This is a genomic window from Micromonospora sp. 050-3, from assembly GCF_046549335.1.
Lineage (GTDB): Bacteria > Actinomycetota > Actinomycetes > Mycobacteriales > Micromonosporaceae > Micromonospora > Micromonospora trifolii.
In genome coordinates, this window is sequence record NZ_JAJPVX010000002.1 from 1989794 (window position 1) to 2014377 (window position 24584).

General features: G+C 72.1%; 28 protein-coding genes. 15 read left to right on the forward strand and 13 right to left on the reverse strand.

The window, feature by feature from the left end:
• Window positions 1-51 precede the first annotated feature (51 nt).
• The 3 genes from ACLJOK_RS24205 to ACLJOK_RS24215 all read right to left on the reverse strand — a co-directional run bounded on the left by ACLJOK_RS24205 (window position 52) and on the right by ACLJOK_RS24215 (window position 1945).
• On the reverse strand, window positions 52-507 hold the full coding sequence (locus ACLJOK_RS24205; RefSeq protein ID WP_410820901.1) for a GNAT family N-acetyltransferase: 456 nt from the start codon (window positions 505-507) through the stop codon (window positions 52-54).
• A 24-nt stretch (window positions 508-531) separates the two neighbouring features.
• Complete coding sequence (locus ACLJOK_RS24210; RefSeq protein ID WP_410820902.1) at window positions 532-1473, reverse strand: DMT family transporter; 942 nt, start codon at window positions 1471-1473, stop codon at window positions 532-534.
• A 211-nt stretch (window positions 1474-1684) separates the two neighbouring features.
• Window positions 1685-1945, reverse strand: coding sequence for a Prokaryotic metallothionein (locus ACLJOK_RS24215; RefSeq protein WP_124815255.1), 261 nt, complete (start codon window positions 1943-1945; stop codon window positions 1685-1687).
• Between the two features lie 156 nt (window positions 1946-2101).
• Here ACLJOK_RS24215 and ACLJOK_RS24220 point away from each other — a divergent pair, with 156 nt between their 5' ends.
• The 3 genes from ACLJOK_RS24220 to ACLJOK_RS24230 all read left to right on the forward strand — a co-directional run bounded on the left by ACLJOK_RS24220 (window position 2102) and on the right by ACLJOK_RS24230 (window position 3911).
• Entirely contained in the window at window positions 2102-2377 is a 276-nt protein-coding gene (locus tag ACLJOK_RS24220; RefSeq protein WP_410820903.1) for an isoamylase early set domain-containing protein, read from the forward strand.
• A 107-nt stretch (window positions 2378-2484) separates the two neighbouring features.
• Complete coding sequence (locus ACLJOK_RS24225) at window positions 2485-3225, forward strand: lytic polysaccharide monooxygenase (protein WP_410820904.1); 741 nt, start codon at window positions 2485-2487, stop codon at window positions 3223-3225.
• Between the two features lie 62 nt (window positions 3226-3287).
• Window positions 3288-3911, forward strand: coding sequence for a DUF305 domain-containing protein (locus ACLJOK_RS24230; RefSeq protein ID WP_410820905.1), 624 nt, complete (start codon window positions 3288-3290; stop codon window positions 3909-3911).
• Between the two features lie 111 nt (window positions 3912-4022).
• Here ACLJOK_RS24230 and msrB read toward each other — a convergent pair whose 3' ends face one another.
• Complete coding sequence (msrB, locus tag ACLJOK_RS24235) at window positions 4023-4427, reverse strand: peptide-methionine (R)-S-oxide reductase MsrB (protein WP_091400676.1); 405 nt, start codon at window positions 4425-4427, stop codon at window positions 4023-4025.
• 47 nt (window positions 4428-4474) lie between these two features.
• Between msrB and ligD the strand changes: the two genes are divergently transcribed.
• Entirely contained in the window at window positions 4475-5512 is a 1038-nt protein-coding gene (gene ligD, locus ACLJOK_RS24240) for a non-homologous end-joining DNA ligase (protein WP_410820906.1), read from the forward strand.
• A 55-nt stretch (window positions 5513-5567) separates the two neighbouring features.
• Here the strand turns inward: ligD and ACLJOK_RS24245 are convergent, their stop codons facing one another.
• The 5 genes from ACLJOK_RS24245 to ACLJOK_RS24265 all read right to left on the reverse strand — a co-directional run bounded on the left by ACLJOK_RS24245 (window position 5568) and on the right by ACLJOK_RS24265 (window position 9757).
• Window positions 5568-6665, reverse strand: a complete 1098-nt coding sequence (locus tag ACLJOK_RS24245) for a hypothetical protein (RefSeq protein ID WP_410820907.1) — start codon at window positions 6663-6665, stop codon at window positions 5568-5570.
• Complete coding sequence (locus ACLJOK_RS24250) at window positions 6662-7228, reverse strand: RNA polymerase sigma factor (RefSeq protein WP_410820908.1); 567 nt, start codon at window positions 7226-7228, stop codon at window positions 6662-6664. Before ACLJOK_RS24250 ends, ACLJOK_RS24245 begins: the two co-directional genes overlap by 4 nt.
• A 45-nt stretch (window positions 7229-7273) precedes the next feature.
• Complete coding sequence (locus ACLJOK_RS24255; RefSeq protein WP_410820909.1) at window positions 7274-7729, reverse strand: MarR family winged helix-turn-helix transcriptional regulator; 456 nt, start codon at window positions 7727-7729, stop codon at window positions 7274-7276.
• The gene (locus ACLJOK_RS24260) at window positions 7726-8574 is read right to left on the reverse strand and encodes an MBL fold metallo-hydrolase (protein ID WP_410820910.1); all 849 of its coding nucleotides are present in this window, start codon (window positions 8572-8574) and stop codon (window positions 7726-7728) included. Before ACLJOK_RS24260 ends, ACLJOK_RS24255 begins: the two co-directional genes overlap by 4 nt.
• A 73-nt stretch (window positions 8575-8647) precedes the next feature.
• Window positions 8648-9757, reverse strand: coding sequence for a hypothetical protein (locus tag ACLJOK_RS24265; RefSeq protein ID WP_410820911.1), 1110 nt, complete (start codon window positions 9755-9757; stop codon window positions 8648-8650).
• 263 nt (window positions 9758-10020) lie between these two features.
• Between ACLJOK_RS24265 and ACLJOK_RS24270 the strand changes: the two genes are divergently transcribed.
• From ACLJOK_RS24270 to ACLJOK_RS24305, 8 genes are all read left to right on the forward strand, one after another.
• Window positions 10021-10635 carry a YdeI/OmpD-associated family protein gene (locus ACLJOK_RS24270; RefSeq protein WP_410820912.1) on the forward strand — a complete coding sequence of 205 codons (615 nt, stop codon included), beginning with the start codon at window positions 10021-10023 and terminating at the stop codon, window positions 10633-10635.
• 107 nt (window positions 10636-10742) lie between these two features.
• The gene (locus tag ACLJOK_RS24275; protein ID WP_410820913.1) at window positions 10743-11177 is read left to right on the forward strand and encodes a DUF2975 domain-containing protein; all 435 of its coding nucleotides are present in this window, start codon (window positions 10743-10745) and stop codon (window positions 11175-11177) included.
• Window positions 11177-11392, forward strand: a complete 216-nt coding sequence (locus ACLJOK_RS24280) for a helix-turn-helix domain-containing protein (protein ID WP_410820914.1) — start codon at window positions 11177-11179, stop codon at window positions 11390-11392. The genes ACLJOK_RS24275 and ACLJOK_RS24280 overlap by 1 nt, the downstream gene beginning before the upstream one ends.
• Complete coding sequence (locus tag ACLJOK_RS24285; RefSeq protein ID WP_410820915.1) at window positions 11389-11553, forward strand: hypothetical protein; 165 nt, start codon at window positions 11389-11391, stop codon at window positions 11551-11553. The genes ACLJOK_RS24280 and ACLJOK_RS24285 overlap by 4 nt, the downstream gene beginning before the upstream one ends.
• Before the next feature lie 132 nt (window positions 11554-11685).
• Window positions 11686-14874 (forward strand): FtsX-like permease family protein, encoded by a 3189-nt coding sequence (locus ACLJOK_RS24290; protein ID WP_410820916.1) that lies wholly within the window; start codon window positions 11686-11688, stop codon window positions 14872-14874.
• On the forward strand, window positions 14871-17579 hold the full coding sequence (locus ACLJOK_RS24295; RefSeq protein WP_410820917.1) for an FtsX-like permease family protein: 2709 nt from the start codon (window positions 14871-14873) through the stop codon (window positions 17577-17579). The genes ACLJOK_RS24290 and ACLJOK_RS24295 overlap by 4 nt, the downstream gene beginning before the upstream one ends.
• A gap of 1 nt (window position 17580) precedes the next feature.
• On the forward strand, window positions 17581-18576 hold the full coding sequence (locus ACLJOK_RS24300) for an ABC transporter ATP-binding protein (RefSeq protein ID WP_354941715.1): 996 nt from the start codon (window positions 17581-17583) through the stop codon (window positions 18574-18576).
• Between the two features lie 11 nt (window positions 18577-18587).
• A complete protein-coding gene (locus ACLJOK_RS24305; protein ID WP_410821581.1) occupies window positions 18588-19313 on the forward strand; it encodes an ABC transporter ATP-binding protein in 726 nt (241 codons plus the stop codon).
• 73 nt (window positions 19314-19386) lie between these two features.
• Here ACLJOK_RS24305 and ACLJOK_RS24310 read toward each other — a convergent pair whose 3' ends face one another.
• Window positions 19387-19839 carry a GNAT family N-acetyltransferase gene (locus ACLJOK_RS24310; RefSeq protein WP_410820918.1) on the reverse strand — a complete coding sequence of 151 codons (453 nt, stop codon included), beginning with the start codon at window positions 19837-19839 and terminating at the stop codon, window positions 19387-19389.
• A gap of 72 nt (window positions 19840-19911) precedes the next feature.
• On the opposite strand from ACLJOK_RS24310, the gene ACLJOK_RS24315 reads away from it, so the two are divergent.
• A complete protein-coding gene (locus ACLJOK_RS24315; RefSeq protein WP_410820919.1) occupies window positions 19912-20424 on the forward strand; it encodes an ion channel in 513 nt (170 codons plus the stop codon).
• Here the strand turns inward: ACLJOK_RS24315 and ACLJOK_RS24320 are convergent.
• Together ACLJOK_RS24320 and ACLJOK_RS24325 are read right to left on the reverse strand one after the other, a co-directional pair.
• Window positions 20351-21922 (reverse strand): alpha/beta hydrolase, encoded by a 1572-nt coding sequence (locus tag ACLJOK_RS24320; RefSeq protein ID WP_410821582.1) that lies wholly within the window; start codon window positions 21920-21922, stop codon window positions 20351-20353. The two genes, ACLJOK_RS24315 and ACLJOK_RS24320, sit on opposite strands and share 74 nt — an antisense overlap.
• 58 nt (window positions 21923-21980) lie before the next feature.
• Window positions 21981-23096: an ATP-dependent DNA ligase gene (locus ACLJOK_RS24325; RefSeq protein ID WP_410820920.1), complete on the reverse strand. Its 1116-nt coding sequence runs from the start codon at window positions 23094-23096 to the stop codon at window positions 21981-21983.
• Between the two features lie 135 nt (window positions 23097-23231).
• On the opposite strand from ACLJOK_RS24325, the gene ACLJOK_RS24330 reads away from it, so the two are divergent.
• On the forward strand, window positions 23232-23444 hold the full coding sequence (locus tag ACLJOK_RS24330) for a hypothetical protein (RefSeq protein ID WP_410820921.1): 213 nt from the start codon (window positions 23232-23234) through the stop codon (window positions 23442-23444).
• A gap of 166 nt (window positions 23445-23610) precedes the next feature.
• Complete coding sequence (locus ACLJOK_RS24335; RefSeq protein ID WP_410820922.1) at window positions 23611-24033, forward strand: SRPBCC family protein; 423 nt, start codon at window positions 23611-23613, stop codon at window positions 24031-24033.
• Here the strand turns inward: ACLJOK_RS24335 and ACLJOK_RS24340 are convergent.
• On the reverse strand, window positions 24008-24502 hold the full coding sequence (locus ACLJOK_RS24340; RefSeq protein WP_410820923.1) for a GNAT family N-acetyltransferase: 495 nt from the start codon (window positions 24500-24502) through the stop codon (window positions 24008-24010). The genes ACLJOK_RS24335 and ACLJOK_RS24340 overlap by 26 nt on opposite strands.
• Between the last annotated feature and the right edge of the window lie 82 nt (window positions 24503-24584).

The following is a 24584-nucleotide window of genomic DNA, read 5'->3' on the forward strand; positions in this document are numbered from 1 at the left end:
TGATCGCTGGCTCCCGCGATGGCTCTACCCGGCACCATGCCAGCTCGATCGTCAGCCGTCAATGGCATCGCGTCGCATCGGCGTGTGCGGGATGCCGTCCTCGACGTAGTCGGGGCCGCTGACAGTGAAGCCGTGCCGCGTGTAGAACGCGACCAGATGCGACTGGGCGTCCAGCACGCAGGGCCGGTTGCCCACCACCTCCAGCGCCGCCGTCATCAGCCGGCCGGCGTGGCCGCCGCCGCGCGCCGCCGGGGCCACCACCACCCGACCGATCCGGGCGACGCCGTCCGGGTCGGCCAGGATCCGCAGGTACGCCAGGGGCGCGCCGCCGTCGGTGAGCCAGACGTGCCGGGTGCCCGGCTCGACGTCGCGCCCGTCCAACTCCGGGTACGGGCAGTTCTGCTCCACCACGAACACGTCGATGCGCAGCTTGAGCAGGTCGTGGAGGGTGCGGGCGTTCAGGTCGGCGAAGGAGGCCGTCCGGAGTTCGGTGGTCTGCTGGGGCATCCGTCGATGGTAGGTCGGGCGGGTTCACCGGGTTTCCGCCCGGTCGGGTGCGAGGTAGGTGGCGGCCACGGCGGTGAGCAGCAGGCCGCCGCCGACGATCACCGGCAGGGGGAGCGGTTCGTGCAGCAGCGCCACCGCCAGTGCCGCGGCGGTGAGCGGTTCGAGCAGGGTCAGCACGGCCGCGACGCTGCCCGGGGTGGTGCGCAACCCGGCGTAGAACAACGCGTACGCGACCGCCGTGGTGACCACGCCGAGGTGCAGCAGCAGCGCCACGGTGTCGAGGCGTACCGGCACGCTGACCCCGGCGACCAGGGCGAACGGTGCCAGGGTCAGCGCGCCGACAGTGGTGGAGATGGTGGTCAGTGCCATCGGCGCGGTGCGCTGCGACACCTGGCGGCTGATCAGGGTGGTCACCGCGTACCCGAGGCCGGAGCCGGCCGCCGCGAGCAGGCCGAGCAGCGGGGCGGGCGCCGCCGCGCCGGGGTGTTCGGTGGCGGCGGTGATCAGGACGAGGCCGGCCACCGCCGCTACCAGCGTGCCGAGTCGCAGCGGGCCGGGGAGGCGGCGGGCCTGCGCCGACTCCCAGGCCGCGGCGAGCACCGGGGCCAGGCCCAGGCTGACGATGGTGGCCACGCTGACCCCGGCCCAGGCCACGGCGGCGAAGTAGAGCGCCTGGTAGAGGCCGAGGCCGACGCCGGTGAGCAGCAGCGGTACGGGCGCGGCGCGCACTGTGGCCACGAGCGTGCGGAGCCGGCCGGCGGTGCACGCCAGCAGCACGAGCGCGGCGATGGCGAGGCGGTGGAAGCCGATGCTCACCGGGCTGAGTCCGGTGCTCTCTCGCAGGAGTTGCACCGCCACGCCGGTGGTGCCCCACAGCACGCCGGTGACGGTGATCTGGATCAGGCCGCTGCGGGCGGCGTGGCTGGCGGCCGAGGCGGCCGGCAGCGCGGTTCGGGTCGTGGACACGGGAGCGCTCCGAAGGGTGAGCCGTTGACGGGGACGACGTCGACGGAGCGCGTACGACAGAGTGGCCGAGCGGGGTCAGGTCACCCGGTCGGCGAGAGGCGTGGCGCTCCGCTCAGGAGCGCGGCGGGGGCAGGACGCCCAGGAATGGCCGCATGGCGACGACCGTACCCCAGCGTGGCGGTCCGGAGGGCCCGCGGCCGGGCTGGCGCGGTCAGGCCGGGCGGGCGCCGACGGCGTCGCGGATCTCGGCGCCCACCGCGCCCTCGACGGCTCGGGCGCAGTGTGCGCAGCAGAAGAAGCGGCCGTTGACCTCGACACCGTGCCCGACGATCTTGACCTGGCAGTGCTCGCAGATCGGCGCCATCCGGTGGATCGCGCACTCGAACGAGTCGAAGGTGTGCACGTCGCCGCTGACGGTGTGCACCTCGAACGCCATCCAGTAGTCGTTGCCGCAGACCTCGCAGGTTGCCACCGAAAACCTCCGTTAAGTGTGCAAGTGCCTACAGAATCCCCCGGTTGGCATCGACGTGGGGGCGGAACGTCAATGCCTGGCCATGACTGCGGCGTGTCGGCGTCGGCGTGTTGCCCGTTATGCCGGGTGAACCGCCGCAACCCCCGGAGGATCACCGTGATCAAGCGCAACAAGCTCTTCGGCAACCAGACCCGGGTCACCTTCTGCCTGCCCCGCGATGTCCCGCCCGGCCCGGTGAGCGTCGTCGGCTCCTTCAACGGCTGGCAGCCGGGTCGGCACGAGCTGGTGGCCCGCCGCGACGGCACCCGGACGGTGACACTGAAGCTGCCGCCGGGGGAGTACCGGTTCCGTTACCTCGGCACCGGCGGCGTCTGGTTGGACGACGAGTCGGCCGATCAGGTCGACGACCGGGGCAGCCTGCTCCAGCTCTGAGAAGAAAACTGCCGCCATCGATGGATTTATCGATGAGAGTCTTTACTGTTAACAATGTTTAAATTACCTTGAGGGCACCTCACCGGACCTGGAGAAGGAGCTGCCCGATGCGTCGAAGAATCACCGTCCCGCTGGTGGCGGCGGGCGCCGTCGCCGCCACCCTCACCGTCGCCGCCCCCGCGCAGGCGCACGGCTACGTCTCCGCCCCGCCCAGCCGGCAGGCGCTCTGCGCGCAGGGCCGGGTTCCCGACTGCGGGCAGATCAAGTACGAGCCGCAGAGCGTCGAGGGGCCCAAGGGCCTGCGCAGCTGCAATGCCGGAATCGCCCAGTTCGCCGTCCTCAACGACGACAGTCGGGGCTGGCCGGCCACCTCGGTGGGCAGCTCGCTGACCTTCACCTGGGTGAACACCGCCCGGCACGCCACCAGCAACTGGGAGTACTGGATCGGCAACACCCGGGTCGGCGTGGTCAACGGCAACGGTCAGCAGCCGGGCGCCACTGTGTCGCACAACGTGAATCTCGGCGGCTTCTCCGGCCGGCAGAAGATCCTCGCGGTGTGGAACATCTCCGACACGGCGAACGCCTTCTACTCCTGCATCGACGTGCAGATCGGCGGCGGAGGGTCGAACCCGACGCCTACCCCCACCCCCACCCCCACCCCACGGCCCACCCCGACCACCACGCCGACCACTCCGCCCGCGCCGGGCGGCAGTTGGACGACAGGTCGGGCGTACCAGGTCGGCGACCAGGTCACCTACGGCGGAGCGACGTACCGCTGCCGGCAGGCGCACACAGCGATCCCGGGCTGGGAGCCGCCGAACGTACCGGCGCTCTGGCTCCAGGTCTGACCGCACGGGTGCGGCCCCTGGTCGCACCCGTGTCGCCGCTCTCGCGTGAACGGAGCACCGGCATGCCCCGCCGTACCCCGCTGGCGACCCTCGTCGCGGCTCTGATGCTCACCGGAGCCTGCGCCGGACCGCCCACGTCGAGCCCGCCGACCCTGCCGCAGCCGGCCCCCGCGTCCCCGGCCGGCTCGGCGGCGGCCGGGTCTGCGGGCGTCGGGCCTGCGGGCGTCGGGTCCGCGATCGAGGCGGACGCGATGAGCGGGATCGACGTGGTGTTCCTGAGCACCATGGTCGGGCACAGCGAACGCACCCTGCAGATCGTCCGGCTGGCCCGGGACCGGGTGCGCGACGACGCGCTGCGCACCCTGGCCGCCGCCGTCGAGGCGACCGAGGCCGACGAACTGGCCGCGATGCGCGGCTGGTTGCCCACGACCGGGCCGGGCGCCAGCGCGGTCGCACACCACCACGACGGGCACGGCGACGACGCCGCGCTCGACCGGCTGCGGACCGCGCCGGACGCGGACGTCGACCGCGTGCTGCGCGAGGTGCTCACCGACCACCAGCGATCGGCCGCCGACCTTGCCCGATCCCACGTCGGCGTCGGCCGCAACGAGCGGGTCCGCGACCTGGCCCGCCGGATCGAGCAGTCCCGGACCGCCGAGGTCGAGCTGCTCAGGGGTACGCCCTGAGCACGGTCATGCCCTGAGCACGGTCATGCCCTGAGCACGGTCATGCCCTGAGCACGGTCATGCCCTGAGCAGCTGTTACGCCCTGCGCGTTGTTACGCCCTGGGTGCCGGGTCAGCGGGGTTCCAGCTTGATGGAGACCGAGTTGACGCAGTGCCGGGTGTCCTTCGGGGTGAAGCCCTCGCCGTGGAAGACGTGCCCGAGGTGACTGTCACAGCGGGCGCAGCGGATCTCCGTACGGGCCATGCCGAGGGTGCGGTCCTCGATTTCCTTGACCCGGCCCGGGATGGCGTCGTCGAAGCTCGGCCAGCCGCAGTGCGAGTCGAACTTCGTGTCGCTGGAGAACAGCTCCAGCCCGCAGGCGCGACAGTGGTAGACCCCCTGGGTCTTCGTGTCCACGTACTCGCCCGTCCACGGGCGTTCGGTGCCGGCCTCCCGCAGGACGTGGAACTCCTCGGGGGTCAGTCGGACCCGCCACTCTTCGTCGGTACGGGGCAGCTCATTGTCGTCAAGACTCACCCGTCAACGGTACGTCGAACGTCGGGGGCTTGGCATAAGGTCGCGGGATGGGTGGCACCAAGGCTGCGGCCGCCGAGGTCGAGGTAGCCGGGCACACCGTCCGGCTGAGCAGTCCGGATCGGGTGATCTTCCCGCAGCGGGGGTTCACCAAGGCGGACGTCTTTCACTACTACCTTGCGGTCGGCGACGGGATCATGCGTGCCCTGCGGGACCGGCCGACCACCCTGCAACGCTTCCCCGAGGGCGTCGAGGGCGAGGCGTTCTTCCAGAAGCGGGTGCCCACCCGGGGGGTGCCGCAGTGGGTGACGACCGCGCAGATCACCTTCCCGAGCGGCCGGAACGCGGCGGAGCTCTGCCCGGCCGATCTGGCGCACGTGGCCTGGGCGGCGCAGATGGGCACCATCGTCTTCCACCCGTGGCCCGTGCGGGCCGCCGACGTCGACCGCCCCGACGAGCTGCGCATCGACCTGGACCCGCAGCCCGGCACCGACTTCGCCGACGCGGCACGGGCCGCCGGTGAGGTCCGCGCGCTCCTCGACGAGCTGGGCACGACCGGCTGGCCGAAGACCTCCGGCGGCCGGGGCGTACACGTCTACCTGCGCATCCAACCCCGCTGGACGTTCACCGAGGTGCGCCGGGCCACCATCGCGCTGGCCCGGGAGATGGAGCGCCGCAACCCCGACCTGGTCACCACCGCCTGGTGGAAGGAGGAGCGCGGCACCCGGGTCTTCGTCGACTTCAACCAGATGGCGCGCGACCGCACGATCGCCTGCGCGTACTCGCTGCGGGCCAACGCGCGGGCCACCGTCTCGACCCCGGTCAGCTGGGACGAGCTACCCGACGTCGACCCGGACGACTTCGACCTGCGCACCGTGCCGGCCCGGCTCGCCGAGCGAGGTGATCCGCACGCCGGCATCGACGACGCACCGTGGGACATCACCCCGCTGCTGGAGTGGGCCGAGCGGGACGCCGCCGCCGGCCAGGGCGACCTGCCGTACCCGCCGGATCACCCGAAGATGCCCGGCGAACCCAAACGGGTGCAGCCCAGCCGCGCCAAGCGCACCCCGGACGACAAGACCGGCTGAGCGTCGGGCTGCCCGGGACAGGCACGTCGCCCTCCCCGAGCAGCCCAACGGTTTGCTACTGCTCGGGATCGCAGGGGTTGAACATCTTGGGATGGATCGGCTTACCGGCGGCCACCGTGTCGGCGATCTCCCAGAAGCCCTCCGCCCAGGCGCCCTCCTTGTCCATCTGCTGGAGCACCTTCCAGTTGTGGCTGCTGCGCAGCGCGTCAGCCGCCCGCCGGAGAGCGGCGTCGTCGCCACTCTTCTTCGCGCGCGTCCATTCGGTGATCCAGGCGCACCCGACCGGGCCGAGCACCTGGACGCCGAAGTGGTAGGGGGAGTTGATTCCCTCGACGTCCAGCGTGGCGGGGTCGAAGCCCGGGGGGAGCGGTACGTCGGCGAGTACTGCGGCCGCCCGCTCGTTCACCCGCTCCGGTGTGACGATCTCCGCCGGGAGCGCGGCCAGCCACGTACGTGCATCGACGCGGACCACGCTGGCGAGGATCTGGTCGAGATCGCTGCGGGTGAAGGGGCTTGAGGTCCGCAGCTCGACCATGGAGCCGTCGCGGGGCGGGAGAACGACAGTGAAGTCGCTCGCACTGTGTTGGAACAGCTCACCCGGCTGGCGGTCGACAGTCACCGGCTCCGCCTTGCCAGACTCAAGCCGACCCCGGCGGCGCTCGTCATATTCACTGGCCGCGTACCAGTCGATCGTGAAGAGCCGCCCACCGTTGCTGTAGGTGATGCTCCCGTCCTTCTTGGCGAACCCGTCGACGTCCTTTGCCGTCCAGCCAGGCTGGTCGATCAGCAGCCGCGGGTTCTCCTCGGCCGCCTTGAGCACCATCGCCGAATAGCCGGTCGTTCCTCCAGGGGCCGCCGAGGTCGAGGACGTCCCCGGGGACGTCTCGCCGCCCCCTGGCTGGTCGGGCTGCACGATCGCGATGCCGAAGGCGACGGCGAGGACGGCGGCCGCGACGCCCGCGGTGGCGAGGCCGCCCAGCAGGCGGCGGCGCGGCCGAGGACGCCGGCCCGGTGGCTCGGGTACGGATTCGAGGATCGGCGTGGACATGATCTCCTCCAGGAGGTCCTGCGCGGCCCCGTCGAGGTGCGCGATGACCTCGGGTCGGTACGGGTCGGCGTCGCGGACCCTCCTGTCGAACTGCTCGTCGGTCATCTGCCCTCCTCGGGGGCGCGTACGGCCATGACGTCGAGTACATGTCCGGGTGGACCGAGGTCGTCACCGACGATGTCTCGCAGACGGGCTCGGGCGCGGGACAGCCGCGTACGGACCGCAGCCGGGCTCACCTGGAGAACCACGGCGATCTCGCGTGGCTCCAGCCCCTCCCAGAAGGTCAGCATGAGCACCTCCCGGTCCATCTCGTTGAGCTGGGCCAGCGCGGCCCGGACGGTGAGTCGTTGGGGCACCTCGCTGCCCGGGTCGACGGCAAGGGCCGCCCGGAACCGTTGCCGCAGTCGGTCGCCCAGCCGCCCCCGGCGGCTGCCGCTGCGGTGGTGATTGGCCAGCACCCGACGGGCCACGCCGTGCAGCCACAACCGGGCCTCCGCCTCGGGCGGCATCTCGCGGCTGCGGCGCCACGCGACGAGGAAGGTCTCGGCGACGATGTCGGCGGCGTCCTCGGGCTGCTCGACGCGTCGCATCGCGTACGCCAGCAGTGGCGCGAAGTTGACCGCGTAGACGCGTCGGAAGCGTTCCTCGTGCTCAGTCCCGGAGCTCACGTCTACTCCATGTCCGGATCGGTGCCCGTCGTGACAGCCCAACGATCAGAGGCAGGACCCCGGGTCCACCGCCGTGCCGATGATCGCGAACAGCATTCGGCGGAACGTGTCGACCTCGGCCTGGCTGAAACCGGCCATCGCGTTCCGCTCCGCCTCCTCGCTGGCGCGGGCGACCCGCGCCCGTACCTCCTCGCCAACTGTCGTGATCGCCGGAATGCGCAGCCGGCGGTCGCGGGGATCGGAGTGGCGTACGACGAGATTCTTCTGTTCGAGTCGATCGAGTTGGGTCATCAGCGTGGTCTTGTCGAGCCCGAGCGTCCTGGCCAGCTCGACCTGGGTCAGCCCGGGTGTCTTGTCGAGCGCGCTCAACACGATGTAGTCCCGCAGGTGCAGGCCGTGTCTCTCGGCCTGTTCGCCGGTCACCACGTGCATCCGTTGGGCGGCGCGATGCAACAGCCAGGTGATCTCGGAGTCGAGCGACGGCGCCGGTCCAGCGGTCATCGCGCCGCCCCCGGCAGCAGCGGGATTCCCTCGTAGGCGCGCCGGTCGTGGGCGGGGACGACCTGCATCAGCTCGGTCAACGCGGCCGATCGCAGGATGCCCTGCCGTACCTGTTCGGAGTCGCTGTCGGCGAGGGCCCGTAGCAGCCAGGGGCGTTCCACCAGCCGGTGGACTCCGTCCAGTTGCCAGGTCAGGTCGCCGATGAACGCGTAGCGCTGCCCGGACGGAAGGGTCACGAACGCGACCACGGACCCCGTCGTGTGGCCGCCGGCCAACGCCAGCACGAGGGATCCGTCGCCGTGGACGTCGAAGCTCGCGGGGAAGCCGAGGTACGCGGGGCCGTCGAAGGAGTATTCGCGGATCTCGTGGCCGTGCGAGACGGCGCGGTAGACCTTTCCGTCACCGTCGCTGGCGGCGTACTCAAGCTCGCCCCCGTTCATCCAGATCGGGAGGTCGAGCGAGTCGAGGCCGCTCGCGTGGTCCCAGTGCGCGTGCGTCAGGAACACCCCGCGGAGCCTGGTGCTGTCGTAACCGCTGTCGTCGAGCTGCTCGCGCACCGTCCGGGTGCTCTGGAAGGGGGCGCGGGCGAACCGCGGCTGCATGGCGACGTGCGCGGCGACGTTGGCCCCGAAGCCGGCGTCGATGAGAAAGTCGCCCTTCGGGTGCCGCACGAGGATGGCGGTGGCGGCGAACTGCCGCTTGTCACGAAACGAGCCACCGCGAAGGGCAAATGCCGCTCGCGTCTCGTAGGTGCCCGTGGGGAGTTGATGGATCGCCATGTCGGGTGGCGGTGTCGCCTCGGGAAGGGCAGCTGTCCACGGCTCGGGGGCAGGAAGGGTTTTCACCACTCGATCGTACGACGTCAGATCGTCTGACACCAGACGAAGCTGCCCTCTCCAGGACTGTCGTACACCTGCTCTAAAGCCGACGGCGGCCCGACCACCGACCCAGGAGCACTGTCGGTTCGCCGTCGACCGCTCCGTTGGCGAGCGTCGCGGCGTCGGTGAGGACACTGCGCATGACCGACACCGGCAGGTGTGGGTTGGCGGCGGCTGCTCCGGCGGTTTCCGGATCGTCGAACAAGTCGAGCACGCGACTCGGCGACAGTCGGGGGTCACCGGCCGTCGAGTTCCGCACCTCCGGACGCGGGTCGTGGCTGAGCCGCTCGATGAGCTGCGGTGCTGCCTCGGGATCGCTGACCACCAGGGCTCGGGCCCAAGGGTCCGGCGACTCTGCCAGCTGGGCCAGTCCGACCCGCTGGAAGCTGGGGTGGTCGAGGAGGCGGCCTCGGGTCGCCGTCGTAGCCTCCAGGTAGGTGTGGAGCACCGGCTCGTGGGTGACGCCCGAGTGGCGTTCGCACAGCAGGAGCCGTACGGCGAAGTCGTCGTCGTTCTCCAGCGCGGCGACGTGGTCGGCGGTGAGGTGGGGGTTGCAGGCGACACTGCGACGGAGCCCGATGTGCGCCGAGCGCACGCAGCGGCTCTGGATTTCCGGGTCGCGGGTCTTGGTCGCCCAGGCGGCCGGTTGGATCCGGTCGTCACGTCCGACGTGGTAGTCGATTGCCGCGCGTTGCTCCTCAGTGAGCTCGGGGCGCATCGACACGGCGAGCCGGACCGTGGGTGACGGGTCCACCGCCAGCCGGGCCACGAGGTCCGCACGCAGGTCGGGGTCGGCGGCGGCGGTGCTTCGCACCCATTCGTTGTCGTCGCTGGCCTTCGCTTCGAGCTCCCGACGGTCCGGCGGTGGCTGTTCGGCCGGCGCCGTTCGTGATTCGCCCGGCCACAGCCGGGTGCGGAGTTCCTGCGGCACCCACGGCGAGTCGACCATGATCAGGTCCAGCATTGGGTGCCGTTCGAGAAGTCGCTCGTACGCCCAGACGGGGAGCGCCGCCGTCACCGTCCACGTCGACGCGAGGAGCGAGATCGGCCCTTCGGCGAGCGCCCACAGCACGGAGCGTTCCGGGTCCTCAACCAGCGTGGCCCGTTGTTCGGGGGTGACGTGCACCGCCTGCGCCAGGATCTTGCGCACCTTGTGGTCGGGTGGTTCACCAGTGCCTCGAACTGCTCTTTGGTCCATTCCGGACGGAACATCAGGGCGGCCTCCACCTCCCGCAGGTGCTCCTCGGCAAGCTGCCGCAACAGGTCGGCGGGGATGGCGGGGTTGCGGACCAGGCCGCGTAGCCGAGCCCGTGCCGGGTTGTTGTAGTGGGCGAGGAACGCGTCGTTGACGTACAGCGGGACCTCCAGGGTTTGCGGAGCCGCAGTGTCGGCGCCAGCGGTTAACCTGCCGTCATGGCGAGCACAGAGCTGGATGAGTTGATCGTCGCGGACGCCGACGCCCTACGCGCGTGGTTGTCGGCCAACCACGCCACGTCGCCGGGCGTGTGGCTCGCCCTGACCAAGAAGGGTGGCACGGTCACGACGCTGACCTGGCAGCAGGCGGTCGACGAGGGCCTGTGCGTCGGCTGGATCGACGGGCAGGCCCGCAAGCGGGATGAGGAGTCGTCCTGGATCCGGTTCACCCCGCGTCGGCCCCGCAGTTCCTGGTCCCAGCGCAACGTCGGGCACGTGGCCCGGCTGGAGGAGCAGGGACGGATGTTGCCGGCGGGCCGTGCCGCGGTGGACGCCGCGAAGGCCGACGGGCGATGGGCGGCCGCCTATGCCCCGCCGTCGGAGGCGGAGGTGCCGGCCGACCTGCTCGCCGCCATCGCCGCCGAGCCCGCCGCCCAGGCCATGCTCGACGTGCTCACCAAGGCCAACCGGTTCGCTCTCATCCATCGCCTCAATGCCGTCAAGCGGGCGGAGACCCGCGAGCGCAAGATCGGCGAATTCGTCGCCATGCTGGCCCGTCACGAGACGTTCTATCCCCAGAAGGCGAGGCCGGCGCCCGGGCCGACGTCGTACTGAACTCGGAGCGGACGTTCCAGCAACCGATTGACTTTCGATAGGTAACGAGCGAAACTCGATGCATGGTTACGGAGCATCGAGCGGTTGCCGCTCTCAGAGTCTTCCTCGTGGTGCTGTTCGGAGTCCTGGTCCTGTTTCAGACCTTCTCCCTGCCCGGACAGTTCGCCCACATGGCCGCGGAATCGCCGCAGGACGCCTACCTCCGGTGGCCGGCCACGGTCGTGGCGGTGTTCTGGGTGCTGTGCGTCCAGATCGTCATCGTCGCGACCTGGAAGTTGCTCAGCCTGGTCAAGAGCGACCGCATCTTCACCGAAGCGTCCCTGAAGTGGGTGGACGCGATCGTGTGGGCCATCGCCGCCGCGTGGGTGGTGCTCGTGGGTGTCTTCCTCTACGTGGGGTTCAACGCGGACGATCCGGGGCTGCCGCTGCTGCTGTTCCTGCTGACTGTGGGCGTCAGCGTGCTGGGGCTCCTCATGGTGGTGATGCGGGCGCTGTTGCGGCAGGCCACCACCCTGCGGACCGACATGGAAGCGGTGATCTGATGCCCATCGTCGTCCGCATCGACGTGCAGTTGGCCAAGCGCAAGATGAGCGTCGGTGAGTTCGCCGAGCGCGTCGGGCTCACCCCCGCCAACGTGGCGGTGCTGAAGAACGGCCGCGCCAAGGCGGTCCGCTTCAGCACCCTCGAAGCGATGTGCCGAGTGCTCGACTGCCAACCCGGAGACCTGCTCGAGTGGGTCGAGGAGGAAACCCCATGAAGTACACCCTGACCGTCGCCGCCATTCTCGTGGTCGCTCTCGGCGTCGCCGGCATCGTGCACGGGGAGGCCGACGACTCGCCGGGCCTTCAACTTCTGGGTGTCGTGCTCGTGCTCGGCGCGGTGGTTTTCGGCATCCGCAACCTTCGCGGCGGCAGTTAGCCGCCAGGCGCGCTGGTCGGTCTGAGCTGACCCTCCCCGTAATAACGATCATGTAACGGGCGCGAACCTTTCCCGGTAGGTGGCCTGTCTTGATGGTCGTCGGCCCGCCAGGGCCAGGGGAGGCGTCGTCGGATGAAGCTGGTGTGGAGGCGGGCCCGCGAGGCGCGAGGGTTGCTGGTCGCGGCGGTGATCGCTGCCCTCGTCGCCGTCGCGTTGGTCACCGGGCTGTCCGACTACAACCGTCGGGCGGTGGACGCCGGGCAGCGAGCTCTGGTCGCCGCCTCGCCCGCCGAGGAGCGCGGCCTTCTGGTCAGTGGCTCGGGTGGGCGGGACGCGGCCGAGTTCGCCACCCGGGACAAGGCGGTCCGAGCCGAGTTCGCCACCGGGCTCGGCGGCGTCCCGGTCAGCGTCACCGCCGCCCGTTACGGCACCGGCCGGGAGCTGACCGGCGACCTCGGGCAGATCCCGCGTACGGCGGACGAACCGGTCTTCGCGAACCTGGCCACGCTCGCCGATCTCGCCGGCCACGCGGAGCTGACCAGCGGAGCCTGGCCCAGCCCCGGAGCGAACCCCGTCCAGGTGAGCCTGCCCGAGCGGGTCGCCGGCGCCCTCGGCCTGACCGTCGGCGAACGCGTCCCGGTGCGCGACCGGGCCACCGAACGACGCGGGGAACTGATGCTCGCCGGCACCTGGCGGCCCCGCGACCCGGCTGACGCGTACTGGCTGCTGGCCCCCGGCGTGGGGGCGGGCAGTGCTGGTTCCGGCACCTCGTACGGGCCGTTCACGCTCGACCCGGCCGACTTCGCGGCCACCTTCCCGGGCTCGGTGTCGGCGTCCTGGCTGGCCCAACCGGACCTCGGCACCGTCGACACCGCCGACCTGCCCGCCGTTCGGAAAGCCCTCACCGAGGCGGTCTCGGCCGTTCCCGAGGCCGCCCAACTGGGCAGCTCCGGGCAGACGGTGACCAAGATGCCGCAGCTGCTGGACCGGATCGCCCGCGCCGACCTGGTGGGTCGCTCGTCGCTGGCCACCCCGCTGCTGCTCATCCTGGTGCTCGCCGGGTACGCGCTGGTGCTGGTCGCCGCGCTGCTGCACGAGGACCGCCGCCCACAGACCGCGCTGCTGCGCGCCCGAGGCGCCGCCCGTCGGCAGTTGGCCGGCCTGGCCGCCCGTGAGGCGACCCTGGTGGTCGCCCCGGCCGCCGTGCTCGGTCCGCTGATCGCCGGTGAGGCGCTGCGGTACATCCGACCCGGCGGGTCGGGTGACCTCTCCACCGCCGGCGGCAACACCACACTGGTCTGGGCGGCGGCAGCGGCCACCGCGGCCGGCTGCCTCGTCGCCATGGTCCTTCCGACGCTGCGCGGCGCCGGAACGTACGTCGCCGACATGGCTGCCCGATCCCGGCCGAACCGGGCCGCGAGCGTCCAACGCGCCAGCGTCGACCTGGTGCTCGTGGCGCTCGCCGTGCTCGCCTGGGTGCAGTTACGTCGGTACGCCTCCCCGCTGGCCGGCTCGGGTGGTCAGCTCGGGCTCGACCCGCTGCTGGTCGCCGCTCCGACGCTCGGCGTGCTGGCCGGTGCCGTGCTGGCGTTGCGGGTGCTCCCGCCGCTCACCCGGTTCGCGGAGCGGTTCGTCGACCGACGTCCCTGGACCGCCACCATGTTCGGCATGTGGCAGGCCGGCCGGCGTCCCCACGCCGGCCCGGTGTTGCTGCTCGCCCTCGCCGTCGGCGGCAGCACCCTGGCCTGGTCGCTGATCAGCACCGGCGAGCGGTCCCAGGTCGAGCAGGCCGGCCACACGGTCGGCGCCGACCTGCGGGTGACCGAACGGGCCGGAGGCGCCCCACCGACCCGGGCCGGCGAACTCGCCGCGCTGCCGAGCGTGGACCGGGTGCTGCCGGCGTGGCGGGACGAGATCCGGGTCGGGCGGGAGAACCTGCCGGCGACAGTGATCGCTGTCGACCCGGCCAGCGCCCCGGGCGTCGTCCGGCTCGCCGACCGCCTCGGCGACGGATCGGCGTCGGAGCAGTACCGGAGGATGGTCGGCGCGCGGGGAGAACCCGCCGGCGTCGAACTGCCCGCCGGGGCGCGTGAGATCACCGGCACGATCCGTACCCCGGTGAGCAACGCCGCCCGGTCATTGAAGGTCGCGGTGACGCTGCTGGTCACCACCCCCGACGGGCTCGCCCTGCGGCTGCCGGCGGCCAACGCCGACAGCGACGGCCGGGCCACCCCGTTCACCACGCGACTGCCCGACCTGGGCGGGGCGCGGCTGCGGCTGGCCGGCTTCGAGGCAGACGGTGGGTTGGCCGCCGGCAACTCCTACGAACTCCAGGTGGACGGGCTGACGGTGGTCAAGGCCGACGGCACGAGCCAACCGACCGAATTGAGCGGCGACTGGGCCGTGACCGCCCTCGGGCAGAAGCCCACGCCGGTACGGACCACCGGCGCCGGCTTCGCTGCGGCCCGCGCGGTCGAGGTGATCCCCGGCGGGCAGTTCGCGTACCAGCCGCCCACCCGGTTCGCTGTCGTGCCGGGCGGGGGAGACGTCACGTTCGTACCGGCGTTGATGACCCCCGGGGTCCGCGACGCGCTGAGCCTGAGCGTCGGCGACACCGTCGACCTGACCCTCTCCGGGGCGACGCTGCCGGTGCGGCTGGTCGGCGAACTGGCCGCCGTGCCGGCCACCACCGGGGAAGGCGTCCTGCTGGACCTGCCGGCCGCGGTCGACGCGATGATCCGGAGCAGCGGCGCGGTGCGACAGGTACCGGAATGGTGGGTCGGCGCCGGCGACGCGAACGCCGCCGCCCAGTCGGCCAGCGCGCTCCCGGGCGTCACAGTGCTCAACCGGGAAGCGGCCATCAAGGCGGCCGCGGACGACCCGTACTGGCGCGGCTCGCGTACCGGGATGCTCGCCGCCGCGTTCGGCGCGGTGCTGCTCGCCCTCGTCGGCCTGATGGTGGACGTGTGGGCCACCGCCCGGCGTCGGCTCGGCGAGTTCGCGGTCCTGCACACCCTCGGCGCCACGCCCCGGCTGATGGCCCGGGCGCTGCTGGCCGAACAGACGTTCCTCGCCGGCATCGGTGTGGGCGTCGGGTTGTTGCTCGGCACCGCGGTCGGCGCGACGATGGCCCCACTTGTCATCCTCACCCCGGCCGCCGGCCGGCCGATACCCCCGGCGGCGTTCGTGCTGCCCTGGGTGCCCATCGGCCTGACCGCGGTCGGTCTGCTGCTGGCGGCGCTCGCCTTCAGCGCGTTCATCGCCACCGGCATCCGTCAGCGGGTGGCGGCGGTGCAGCTGCGAATCGGGGGAGAACGATGAACGTCGGGGCGGCCGTCCGGCGGGTCCGGGCGTACGGGGGGCAGTTCCTGCTGCTGGCGGTGCTGACCCTGGTGGTCACGCTGCTGATCAGTGGAGTGCCCCGGCTGGTCAACCGGCTCGCCGAACAGGGGCTGCGAGCGCAACTCAACAGCGAGCCGGCCGCCCGCCGGGACATCTCGTACGCCACCAGCCCTGCGGCGGTGACGTCACAGCGGACGGCGATGGGCAGTGCCGCCGAGCGGTTCGACGCCCTGGCCGCGGAGATGCCGCCACAGGTGCGATCGGCGGTGACCGAGCGGTGGTACAGCGTCGAGACCACAGAGGCCCGGGTGGTCGGGCCGGACCTGGCGGCCCGCAACCTGCTTGTCGACATGGGCCTGCGGGCCATGCCCGACATTCAGGGGGCGAGCACCCTCGTCGACGGGGCGTGGCCGAGCGAGACGTACGTTCCCGACCGGCCGATCGAGGTGGCGCTCGACGTCGACGTGGCCCGCAAGCTCAACCTGCGCGCCGGCAGCCAACTGCGTATCGGCACCACCGATGACAAGGGCAGGCTCGTCGACGGCGTCCCGCTGACGGTGACCGGGCTGTTCCGCCCCGTCGACAGCGCGAACGGCATCTGGGACGGGCTCCCACAGCTGCTGCGGATCATCGAACCGCAGGGTGATGGCCAGCCGTTCGTCATCGTCGGCGTTGTCGCGCAGTCGCCCCTCAACAAGCGGGCCGCGGAGGGCTGGCCGATCCAGTCCAACTGGCGGTACCGCCTGGGCGTCGACCGGATCGACGCACGCGAGCTGGACCAGCTGATCGACGGCCTTCAGGTGATGCAGCGCAACCAGCCGAAGGACCTGAGCCTGACCCAGGGCGTCGACGTTCCGCTGCGCGCGTTCGCCGCCCAGATCGACGCCGTCCGGACCCTGCTCGCGGTGATCGCGGCCGGCGTACTGGCCACCCTGGCGGGACTCATCGTGCTCGCGGCCAGTCTCGCCACCAGGCGGCGTCGCTCGGAGTTCGCGTTGCTGCGCGCCCGTGGGGGCGGGGCCACCGCCGGCGCCCGGCGCAGCCTCGCCGAGTCGGTGCTGGTGGTGCCGATCGCCGCAGTGCTGGGCTGGTGGCTGGGCACCCTGTTCCCCGGTGCACCGGATCCGACCACGCCGTACGTCATCGGGGCGGCCGTGCTGGTCACGCTGGCACTGCCGTTGGCGACGCTGGCCGTACCGGCCGGCGGAGCGGCTCGCCGGGACCTGATCCGGGTGCGCCCGTCGGCCCGTCGGCTCACCGTCGAGGTCTCCCTGCTGCTCCTGGCCGGGCTCGCCGCGGTGCTGCTGCGTCGACGTGGTCTGACTCTCGGCGAGGTGGACCCACTGCTCGTGTCGGTGCCGGTGCTCCTCGCGATCGCGGCGGCGGTGCTGGCGCTGCGCGCGTACCCCTGGCCGTTGTTGCTGGTCAGCCGGCTGGCCGCGCGGACCCGGGGCAGCGTGGCCTTCCTCGGCACGGCCCGCGCCGGCCGAGCGGCGGTCGCCGCCCCGCTGGTCGTGGTGGTGCTGGCGATCGGTACTGCGGCGTTCTGCGCGGTCGTGGCCGCCGGCGTCGACGCGAGCCGGGAACGGGCCGCCGCGCAGATCGTGCCCGCCGACGCGGTGATCCGCGGGGAGCGCTTCGCACCCGACACCATCGACGAGCTGGGCCGTCTGCCCGGGGTCCGGGCCGTCACAAGGGTGCTGTACGAGGACGATGAGCGGTTGGCGTCCGACGAGGTCGGCACCGACGCCTTCATCGGGCAGGCGGACGTGCTGCTCATCGACGGCTCGGGGTTGGCCAAGGTGGCCCGCGACTCGCAGGTGGACCTGTCGATTCCCGCCGCGCTGCGCACCGCCGCGCCCGGCCCGGGTCCGCTGCCGGCGATCGTCTCACCGGCGGTCGCCGGCGACCTGGCCAAGGCCGGGCTGGACGACTCCGCCTTCATCTCGGTGCAGGGCCAGCGGTACGAGTTCCGGGTGGCCGGCACCGCTGACGGTTTCCCGATGCTGGCGGCGAACGCCGGCCGGTTCGTGATCCTGCCCTGGCAGGCCCTGCCGACGCGTAACACCACACCCGTGCCGACCAGCCTGCTGATCGCGGGGGACCCGCTGGATGCCGAGGCGCTACGCGTCGCCGGCGACCAGGGGCAGGAACGCTACCAGCGGGACGGCACGGTCACCGGTCGGGAACGGATGATCGGGGTCACCGTCGACACCCGGGCGGAGGTCCGCCGGGATCTCGGCGAGGGCGGGGCGAACGGGGTGCTGGCCTTCGGGTTCGTGGCCGGCGCCGCCGGCGGCACGGTGCTCGGGCTGCTGGCCATCGCGTTCACCGTCCTGGCCGGCGCGCGCGCCCGGGGCCAGGTGCTGTCCCGGCTGCGCACCCTCGGCCTGTCCCGCCGGCAGTGGCGAGGGCTGCTGCTGGTCGAGTTGACCCCGCTGGTCGCGGTGTCGGTGCTGACCGGCGCGCTCGTCGGCGCTGTGCTGCCCCTGCTGCTCAACCCGGTGCTCGGCCTGTCCGCGTTCACCAGTGGTGTGCCCGTCCGGGTGGCTTTCGAGCCCACTCTGGTCGCCGCTGTGCTCGCGCTCGGGGCGGTCGCCCTCGGCTTCGCGGTCGCCGTCGAGGCCCTGAACAACCGCCGGTTGCGCCTCGGAGAGGTGCTTCGGCTCGGAGAGGAGAGCTGAGATGACCGCTACCGCCCAGACTCCACTGGTGCCTGACCTGGCCGCCCTGCAACAGCGGGCAGCGCTTCGCGCCGCCGAGCGGGCCGGCGGGCAGGACCGCCTCCGCGGGCACATCGTCTGCGACGGCCTGGTGCGCATCTTCAAGACCGAGGGGGTGGAGGTGGTCGCCCTGCAAGGGCTCGACCTGGTCATCGACCGGGGTGAGCTGGTGGCGATCGTCGGCGCCTCCGGTTCGGGCAAGTCGACACTGCTCAACATCCTCTCCGGCCTGGACACCCCGACCGCCGGTATCGCCCGGGTGGCCGACTACGACCTGCTCTCGCTCTCCGCCAAGCGACGGCTGAGCTACCGCCGGCAGCTGGTCGGGTTCGTCTGGCAGCAGACCGGCCGCAACCTGCTGCCGTACCTCAGCGCGCTGGAGAACGTCGAGCTGCCGATGCAGCTGGCCGGCAAGCGCAGCCGCAAGGCCCGCCGGGAGCGGGCCCGGGAACTGCTCGACCTGGTCGGCGTGGGCTACTGCGCCGATCGGCGCCCCGGGCAGCTCAGCGGCGGCGAACAGCAGCGGGTCGCGGTGGCGGTGGCGGTGGCCAACGACCCGGAGGTGCTCTTCGCCGACGAGCCGACCGGTGAGCTGGACGAGGCGACCGGCGCGGAGGTCTTCGCGGCGCTGCGCACCATCAACGCGGAACTGGGCGTGACCATCGTGGTTGTCACCCACGACCACGCCGTGGCCACGCAGGTCCGCCGGACCGTCGCGATCCGCGACGGCCGGACCGCCTCCGAGGTACGCCGGACCGCGCGGATCGACGCGGACGGCAACACCGAGCTGGTCAGCGAGGAGTACGCGGTGCTGGACCGCAACGGTCGGATGCAGCTGCCGGCTGCGTTCGTCGACGCGCTCTCGCTGAAGGAGCGGGTCCGGCTCGACCTGGAGCCGGACCATGTGCAGGTACGGCCCGGCAACCGGGCCTCGGAGGAGCGGGGAGCACGGGCATGAGCCGGCAGGACATGGTGGTGACCGGCGCGGCCGGGTTCGGCGGCGCGTCCGCGGCGTACCCCGACGAGGTGGTCCGGGTCAGTGGGGTCAGCAGGACCTTCGGCCGTGGTGAGCACGCCGTGCACGCGGTGCGGGACGTCTCGTTCACCGCCAACCGGGGCGAGTTGGTCGCCATCCGAGGCCGGTCCGGGGCCGGCAAGACCACGCTTCTGAACCTGATCGGCGGGCTGGACCGGCCGGACAGCGGTCAGGTGGTGGTGGCCGGGCACGAGGTCACCTCCGCCGGGGAGGCGGAGCTGCTGCGGCTGCGCCGGGGCACCGTCGGGTTCGTGTTCCAGACCTTCGGGCTGGTGCCGATCCTCTCCGCCGCCGAGAACGTGGGCGTGCCGTTGCGGCTGGCGCAGGTGCCGGCCGCGCAGCGGGAAGAGCGCGTAGCGGTGCTGCTGGAACTGGTCGGCCTGGGCGGGCACGCCGCGCAGCGCCCGTACGAACTCTCCGGTGGCCAGCAGCAGCGGGTCGCTGTGGCCCGTGCGTTGGCCAACGAGCCGGACCTGCTCATCGCCGACGAGCCCACCGGTCAGCTCGACTCGGAAACCGGTCGATCCATCATGGACCTGCTGCGCGCGGTGGTGCACGCCCGCGGCATGACGGCCCTGGTGGCCACGCACGACCCGGCCCTGATCGACCTCGCCGACCGGGTGCTCGTCCTGCGTGACGGACGCCTGGTCGACGGCTGACCTTTGCCGAGGCTGCGGGCGGCGGATGGCGGGCGGCGGCGGACGCTGCCGCCCGCACTGTCAGCGCAGCTGGTCAGAGCGCCAGCTTCATGCCCTCGTGGCTGGCCACGAAGCCGAGGCTCAGGTAGAAGCGGTGCGCGTCCTCGCGGGTCTTGTCGGTGGTGAGCTGCACCAGCGCGCAGCCGCGCTGCCGGGCCTGGTCGACCGCCCAGATCATCAGGTCCCGGCCCAGCCCCTGGCCACGCCGGTCGGAGCGGACCCGGACCGACTCGATCAGCGAGCGCTCGCTGCCGTGCCGACCCAGACCCGGGATGTAGGTGATCTGCAGGCAGCCGACCAGTTCGCCATCCTGCTCGGCCACGATCAGCTGGTTGCGCGGGTCCGCGTCGATGTCAGCGAACGCCCTCTCGTACGCCTCGTCGATCTCGGTGAAGTCGCGGGCCTTGCCCAGGACGTCGTCGGCGAGCAGAGCGATGACGGCGGGTAGGTCGGTCCGGACCGCCTCCCGGTAGATCACGTCGCTCATGCCGGTGATCCTGGCACAGCGAAACCGGCGAATGGGTCTGTGCCGGTTGCGGGCGACGGGCAGCATGGCGGCATGGAGCTAGTGCTGCTGCCGTTCCGCTGGGTGTACCGGGCGTTGGTGTGGTTCGCGAACTCGCCCCGCACGCTGATCACCTCGTACCTGTTGATGATCGTGGTGGCTGGGGTCATCTACGGGGAGGTCGAGCAGCGCAGCCCGGCCGACGCCGTCTGGTGGGCGGTGGTGACCGCCTCCACCGTCGGATACGGCGACATCTCGCCGACCACCTGGGCGGGCCGCACACTGGCCGCGCTGCTCATCTCGACCATGGTGCTGCTGGTCATTCCGCTGATCACCGCGCACTTCGCGAGCCGGCTCATCGTCGACGACGACGCCTTCGAGCATGAGGAGCAGGAGCAGCTCAAGGCGGACGTGCGCCGGATGCGGGCGCTGCTGGAGGAGTTGGCCGCCCGGCAGGGGATCGATCTGCCCCCACTGCCGCCGACCCAGCCGGTCAGCGGGCCGGGCAGCGCTGCCCCTCCGGTGGCACGGTCAGGTCGATCAGGTAGGCGTCGACCGCGTTGGTGATGCAGGACGTCTGCGGGTACGCGGTGTGCCCCTCGCCCTCCCAGGTCAGCACCCGACCGACGCCCAGCATCGACGCGAGCCGTGGGGTCTGCTCGTACGGCGTCGCCGGGTCGCCGGTGGTGCCGACGACCACGATCGGCGGTGCGCCGTTCGCCTTCCCGGTCGGGTACGGGTCGCGCCCGCCCGGCCACTCGACGCAGCTCAGCATGCCGACCGCCAACGCCGGCCCGAACAGCGGGTATTTCCCGCGCCACTCGGACTGCAACTGCCGGATCTGCGCCCGGCTCGGCTTCTCCGTCTCGTCGGCGCAGTTGATGGCCAGGTTGGCGTCGAACAGGTTCGAGTAGTGCCCGTCGTCCTCCCGGCCGGCGTAAGCGTCGGCGAGCCGGAACACGTCCTTCGGGTCGCCCTCGGCCAGCTTGTCGATCGCCTGGGCCAGCTCCTGCCAGCCGGATTCCGTGTAGAGCGAGGAGATGACGGCGTAGAACACCCAGCCCGCGGTGGCCTCCCGCCCGTCCGCGCCGCGTACCGGGGAGACCTTGGCCTTGTCGATGGCCGAGGTGACAGCGGCACGGGCGTCCGGGGCGATCGGGCAGCGGCCGGCGTTCGCCGCGCACCAGCGCGTGAAGTTGGTGAAGGCCCGTTCGAAGCCGCGAGCCTGGCTCTCCGAGCCCTCGACCAGCCGCTGCTGCGGGTCGACAGCGCCGTCGAGCACCAGCGCCCGCACCCGCTGCGGGTAGAGCTGGGCGTACGTGGCACCGAGCAGGGTGCCGTAGGAGTAGCCCAGGTAGGTGAGCTTGTCGTCGCCCACGGCGGCGCGTACCGCGTCCATGTCACGGGCGGCCTGCTCGGTGCCGTACAGCGGCAACTGGTCGCCGTAGCGGTCGCCGCAACCGCGCCCGATCCGCTGGCTCAGGCCGACGAAACCGTCGAATGCCGACTGGCTCGCCGGGTCCGGGTCGAACCCGAAGCTGGCGTCCAGGTCGGCGTCGGAGATGCACTTCACCGGGCTGGACCGGGAGACCCCGCGCGGGTCGAAGCCGACGATGTCGAAGCGTTCGGTGATCGAGGCGGGCAGCCCGCCGAACTGGGGGCCGAAGGAGAGGTAGACGGCGGTGTCGACACCGGAGCCGCCCGGGCCGCCCGGGTTGATCACCAACGAACCTATCCGGTCGCGCTGTTTGGTGGACCGGGCGCGCAGCAGGGCGATCTCGAAGGTCTGCCCGACGCCCGGGCCGGCGCTCGCCCCGCTGCCGGTGCCCCAGTCGCGGGGCACCGCGATCCGGGTGCACTCGTAGCGCATGTTCGGTGCGCTCCGACCGACCAGCTCGTCGGGCACCTCCGGGCAGGGCCGCCAGTTCGGTGCGCTGCCGGTCGGGGCGGCCGCGCCCTCCACCTCGGTGCGCGGCGCGAACGCCGGCAGCGTGCAACCGGCGGTGAGCAGCGCGGCGACGCCGAAGGCGGCCAGAGTGCGACGGACCCGGCGGCTGGTCGCCATCCGAGGCTGGTCGGCGGTGCGGGTCACGTGGTCCTCCGGAATCGGGTCGACGGCCAGGCTACGCCGAGCCGGTGGCGGCTCGGTCCACGGTGGCCGTCGGGTCGCCGCGCAGCACCTGGTCCACGTCGAAGCGGATCGGCCGGTCGAGCTGGTCGTAGCGGCAGGATCGGGGGTCGCGGTCCGGGCGCCACCGCACGAACTGGGCGGTGTGCCGGAACCGTTCGCCCTCCATGGCGTCGTAGCCCACCTCGACCACCAGCTCCGGGCGCACCGGCTCCCACTCCAGGTTCTTCGTGCCGGTCCATCGGCTGACCCCGCCCGGAATGCGTTGGCCACGCTCGTGGTCGCCGTGCACCCACGGGTGCTCGCCGCCGGTGTCCCGATAGGGCGCCAGCTCGTCGAGCAACTCGGCCCGTCGGGCCATGCTGAACGACGCGCTCACGCCCACGTGGTGCAGGACCCCGGCGTCGTCGTACAGGCCGAGCAGCAGCGAACCCACCACCGGCCCGGACTTGTGCCAGCGGAAGCCGGCCACCACCGCGTCGGCGGTGCGGGCATGCTTGACCTTGAACATCAGTCGCTTGCCCGGCTCGTACGGCAGGTCGGCCGGCTTGACGATCAAACCGTCCAGCCCGGCGCCCTCGAAGACGTCGAACCAGCGCCGCGCGGTGTCCGGGTCGGTGGTGACCTGGGTGACGTGCACCGGCGGGCGCACCCCGGCCAGCGCCTCGACGAGCCGCTCCCGGCGGCGCGGGTAGGGCTGGTCGAGCAGGGCCTCGTCACCGATCGCCAGCAGGTCGAACGCGACGAAGTCGGCCGGGGTGGTCTCGGCCAGCATCTTCACCCGGGACGCGGCCGGGTGAACGCGCTGGGCCAGCAGCTCGAAATCCAGCCGGGGCTGGCCGCTCGGCCCGTCGCGCCGAATCACGATCAACTCCCCGTCGACAGCACACCGCTCCGGCAGCTGCCGGCGGGCCTGCTCGACCACCTCCGGGAAGTAGCGGGTCATCGACTTGCCGCCCCGGCTGGCCAACTCGACCTCGTCGCCGTCGCGGAACACGATGCACCGGAACCCGTCCCACTTGGGCTCGTAGGTCACCCCGGGCGTGACGGGCAGCTTGGGAACGCTCTTGGCCAGCATCGGTTCGACCGGCGGGTTGATCGGCAGGTCCACGCCGACCAGTCAATCAGACGGTGCCGACAGTCGTGAGGCAGATCACCGTGCATGGCGGGGCGGCGTGTCCGGCTACGCGCCGCTCGTCCCCACCGGGCGAATCGAATAACCCCAGGTCAGAGCTATTTTCGCGAGGTGTCCGAGTGGGTCTGTGGCTGCTGCGGGCGGTGGCGGGTGAGCGTCGAGCTGATCCGGGGCCGCCACCGCTTCCGGCTGACCCGCCGCTACCCGGAGCGGTACGGCGGCGGTCGGAACGTGCTCGGCGAGGTCGGCTCGGTGCCCGAGCTGGAGGAACTGCTGCGTCGGCGTACCCCGCTCACCCTGGCCGACCTGCACGAGGCCGCCTGATCGGCGCGCGACGGCGTGTGGTGTGCGGCCGGAACTGCGGGTTGCAGGACCGAGCTACCTCCACTGAGGAGGGTCGGACGGGATCGAGCGTCGGTGTCACAATGCTCCCGGCGGCCTCGTCTGCACCCGTGGCGGTGCCGAGCGGCGCCGCCGGGGAGGGGACACGATGCGGTTCGAGGCCGACACGAAGATCGCCGCGGACGCCGAGCCAATCTGGGCGGTGCTGGTCGACGTGCCCCGCTGGCCCGAGTGGACGGACTCGGTCACCCGGGCCGAGCGGGGGGAGCCGGGGCCGCTCGCCGTCGGCGCGACCGCACGGCTGACCCAGCCGAAGCTGCGGCCGGCGGTCTGGCGGGTCACCGAGCTGACCGAGCGGCGGGAGTTCGTCTGGGCCTCCGACGCCCCCGGTGTACGGACCACGGCGGAGCACCGGCTGCTGCCGCTGCCCGACGGGCGTACCCGCGTCGAGTTGGCCTTCAGCCAGTCCGGCCCGCTGGCTGGCCTGATCGGCCGGCTGTACGGCGGGCTGTTCCGCCGCTACGTGCGGATGGAGGCCGACGGGCTCAGGCGTCGCTGCGAGCGGGGCTGACGGCCGGCTTCTCCAACACGGCCAACGAGATGCCGTTCGGGTCCGGGCGGTGCGCCACGATCCGGTAGCCGTGCCGCTGGTACAACAGCAGGTTGCGCGCGCTGTCCGCGCCGGTGAACAGGGTGAACCGGGCCACCCGGCCGGCACAGGCCCGCTCGATGGCGGTGAGCAGCTGCGCCCCGACACCCCGCCCCTGCTGGTCCGGGGCGACCGAGAGACGGCCGACGTGCGCCGTGTCCCCGTCCAGGTGGGCCCGCACCGAGCCGACCAGCCGGTGCCCCAACCGGGCGGCGAGCACGATGCTCGGGCCGGCCAGCACCGCAGCGACCTCGTCCAACGTCTCGGTCAGCGGAGGCAGGAACGGATCGGCGTAGTGCTGCGCCTCGCTCAGGTACGCGGCGCGCTGCACGGTGAGGATCTCGCCGGCGTCCACGACACCGGCCGGAACGATGCTCGCCTCTGCGTTCATCGGGGCAGCACACCACAGCCGTCGTCGCCATCGACGGGCGGCCCGACCGCACCGGCCGTACCCTGACCCGTGTCCGGTCGAG

What these genes read in the sequence shown, in the direction of transcription:
- ACLJOK_RS24205 (WP_410820901.1), bottom strand. Translation starts at nt 507, where the DNA reads ATGCCCCAGCAGACCACCGAACTCCGGACGGCCTCCTTCGCCGACCTG.
- ACLJOK_RS24225 (WP_410820904.1), top strand. Translation starts at nt 2,485, where the DNA reads ATGCGTCGAAGAATCACCGTCCCGCTGGTGGCGGCGGGCGCCGTCGCC.
- ACLJOK_RS24230 (WP_410820905.1), top strand. Translation starts at nt 3,288, where the DNA reads ATGCCCCGCCGTACCCCGCTGGCGACCCTCGTCGCGGCTCTGATGCTC.
- ligD (WP_410820906.1), top strand. Translation starts at nt 4,475, where the DNA reads ATGGGTGGCACCAAGGCTGCGGCCGCCGAGGTCGAGGTAGCCGGGCAC.
- ACLJOK_RS24245 (WP_410820907.1), bottom strand. Translation starts at nt 6,665, where the DNA reads ATGACCGACGAGCAGTTCGACAGGAGGGTCCGCGACGCCGACCCGTAC.
- ACLJOK_RS24255 (WP_410820909.1), bottom strand. Translation starts at nt 7,729, where the DNA reads ATGACCGCTGGACCGGCGCCGTCGCTCGACTCCGAGATCACCTGGCTG.
- ACLJOK_RS24270 (WP_410820912.1), top strand. Translation starts at nt 10,021, where the DNA reads ATGGCGAGCACAGAGCTGGATGAGTTGATCGTCGCGGACGCCGACGCC.
- ACLJOK_RS24280 (WP_410820914.1), top strand. Translation starts at nt 11,177, where the DNA reads ATGCCCATCGTCGTCCGCATCGACGTGCAGTTGGCCAAGCGCAAGATG.
- ACLJOK_RS24285 (WP_410820915.1), top strand. Translation starts at nt 11,389, where the DNA reads ATGAAGTACACCCTGACCGTCGCCGCCATTCTCGTGGTCGCTCTCGGC.
- ACLJOK_RS24290 (WP_410820916.1), top strand. Translation starts at nt 11,686, where the DNA reads ATGAAGCTGGTGTGGAGGCGGGCCCGCGAGGCGCGAGGGTTGCTGGTC.
- ACLJOK_RS24295 (WP_410820917.1), top strand. Translation starts at nt 14,871, where the DNA reads ATGAACGTCGGGGCGGCCGTCCGGCGGGTCCGGGCGTACGGGGGGCAG.
- ACLJOK_RS24300 (WP_354941715.1), top strand. Translation starts at nt 17,581, where the DNA reads ATGACCGCTACCGCCCAGACTCCACTGGTGCCTGACCTGGCCGCCCTG.
- ACLJOK_RS24305 (WP_410821581.1), top strand. Translation starts at nt 18,588, where the DNA reads ATGGTGGTGACCGGCGCGGCCGGGTTCGGCGGCGCGTCCGCGGCGTAC.
- ACLJOK_RS24310 (WP_410820918.1), bottom strand. Translation starts at nt 19,839, where the DNA reads ATGAGCGACGTGATCTACCGGGAGGCGGTCCGGACCGACCTACCCGCC.
- ACLJOK_RS24315 (WP_410820919.1), top strand. Translation starts at nt 19,912, where the DNA reads ATGGAGCTAGTGCTGCTGCCGTTCCGCTGGGTGTACCGGGCGTTGGTG.
- ACLJOK_RS24320 (WP_410821582.1), bottom strand. Translation starts at nt 21,922, where the DNA reads ATGGCGACCAGCCGCCGGGTCCGTCGCACTCTGGCCGCCTTCGGCGTC.
- ACLJOK_RS24335 (WP_410820922.1), top strand. Translation starts at nt 23,611, where the DNA reads ATGCGGTTCGAGGCCGACACGAAGATCGCCGCGGACGCCGAGCCAATC.
- ACLJOK_RS24340 (WP_410820923.1), bottom strand. Translation starts at nt 24,502, where the DNA reads ATGAACGCAGAGGCGAGCATCGTTCCGGCCGGTGTCGTGGACGCCGGC.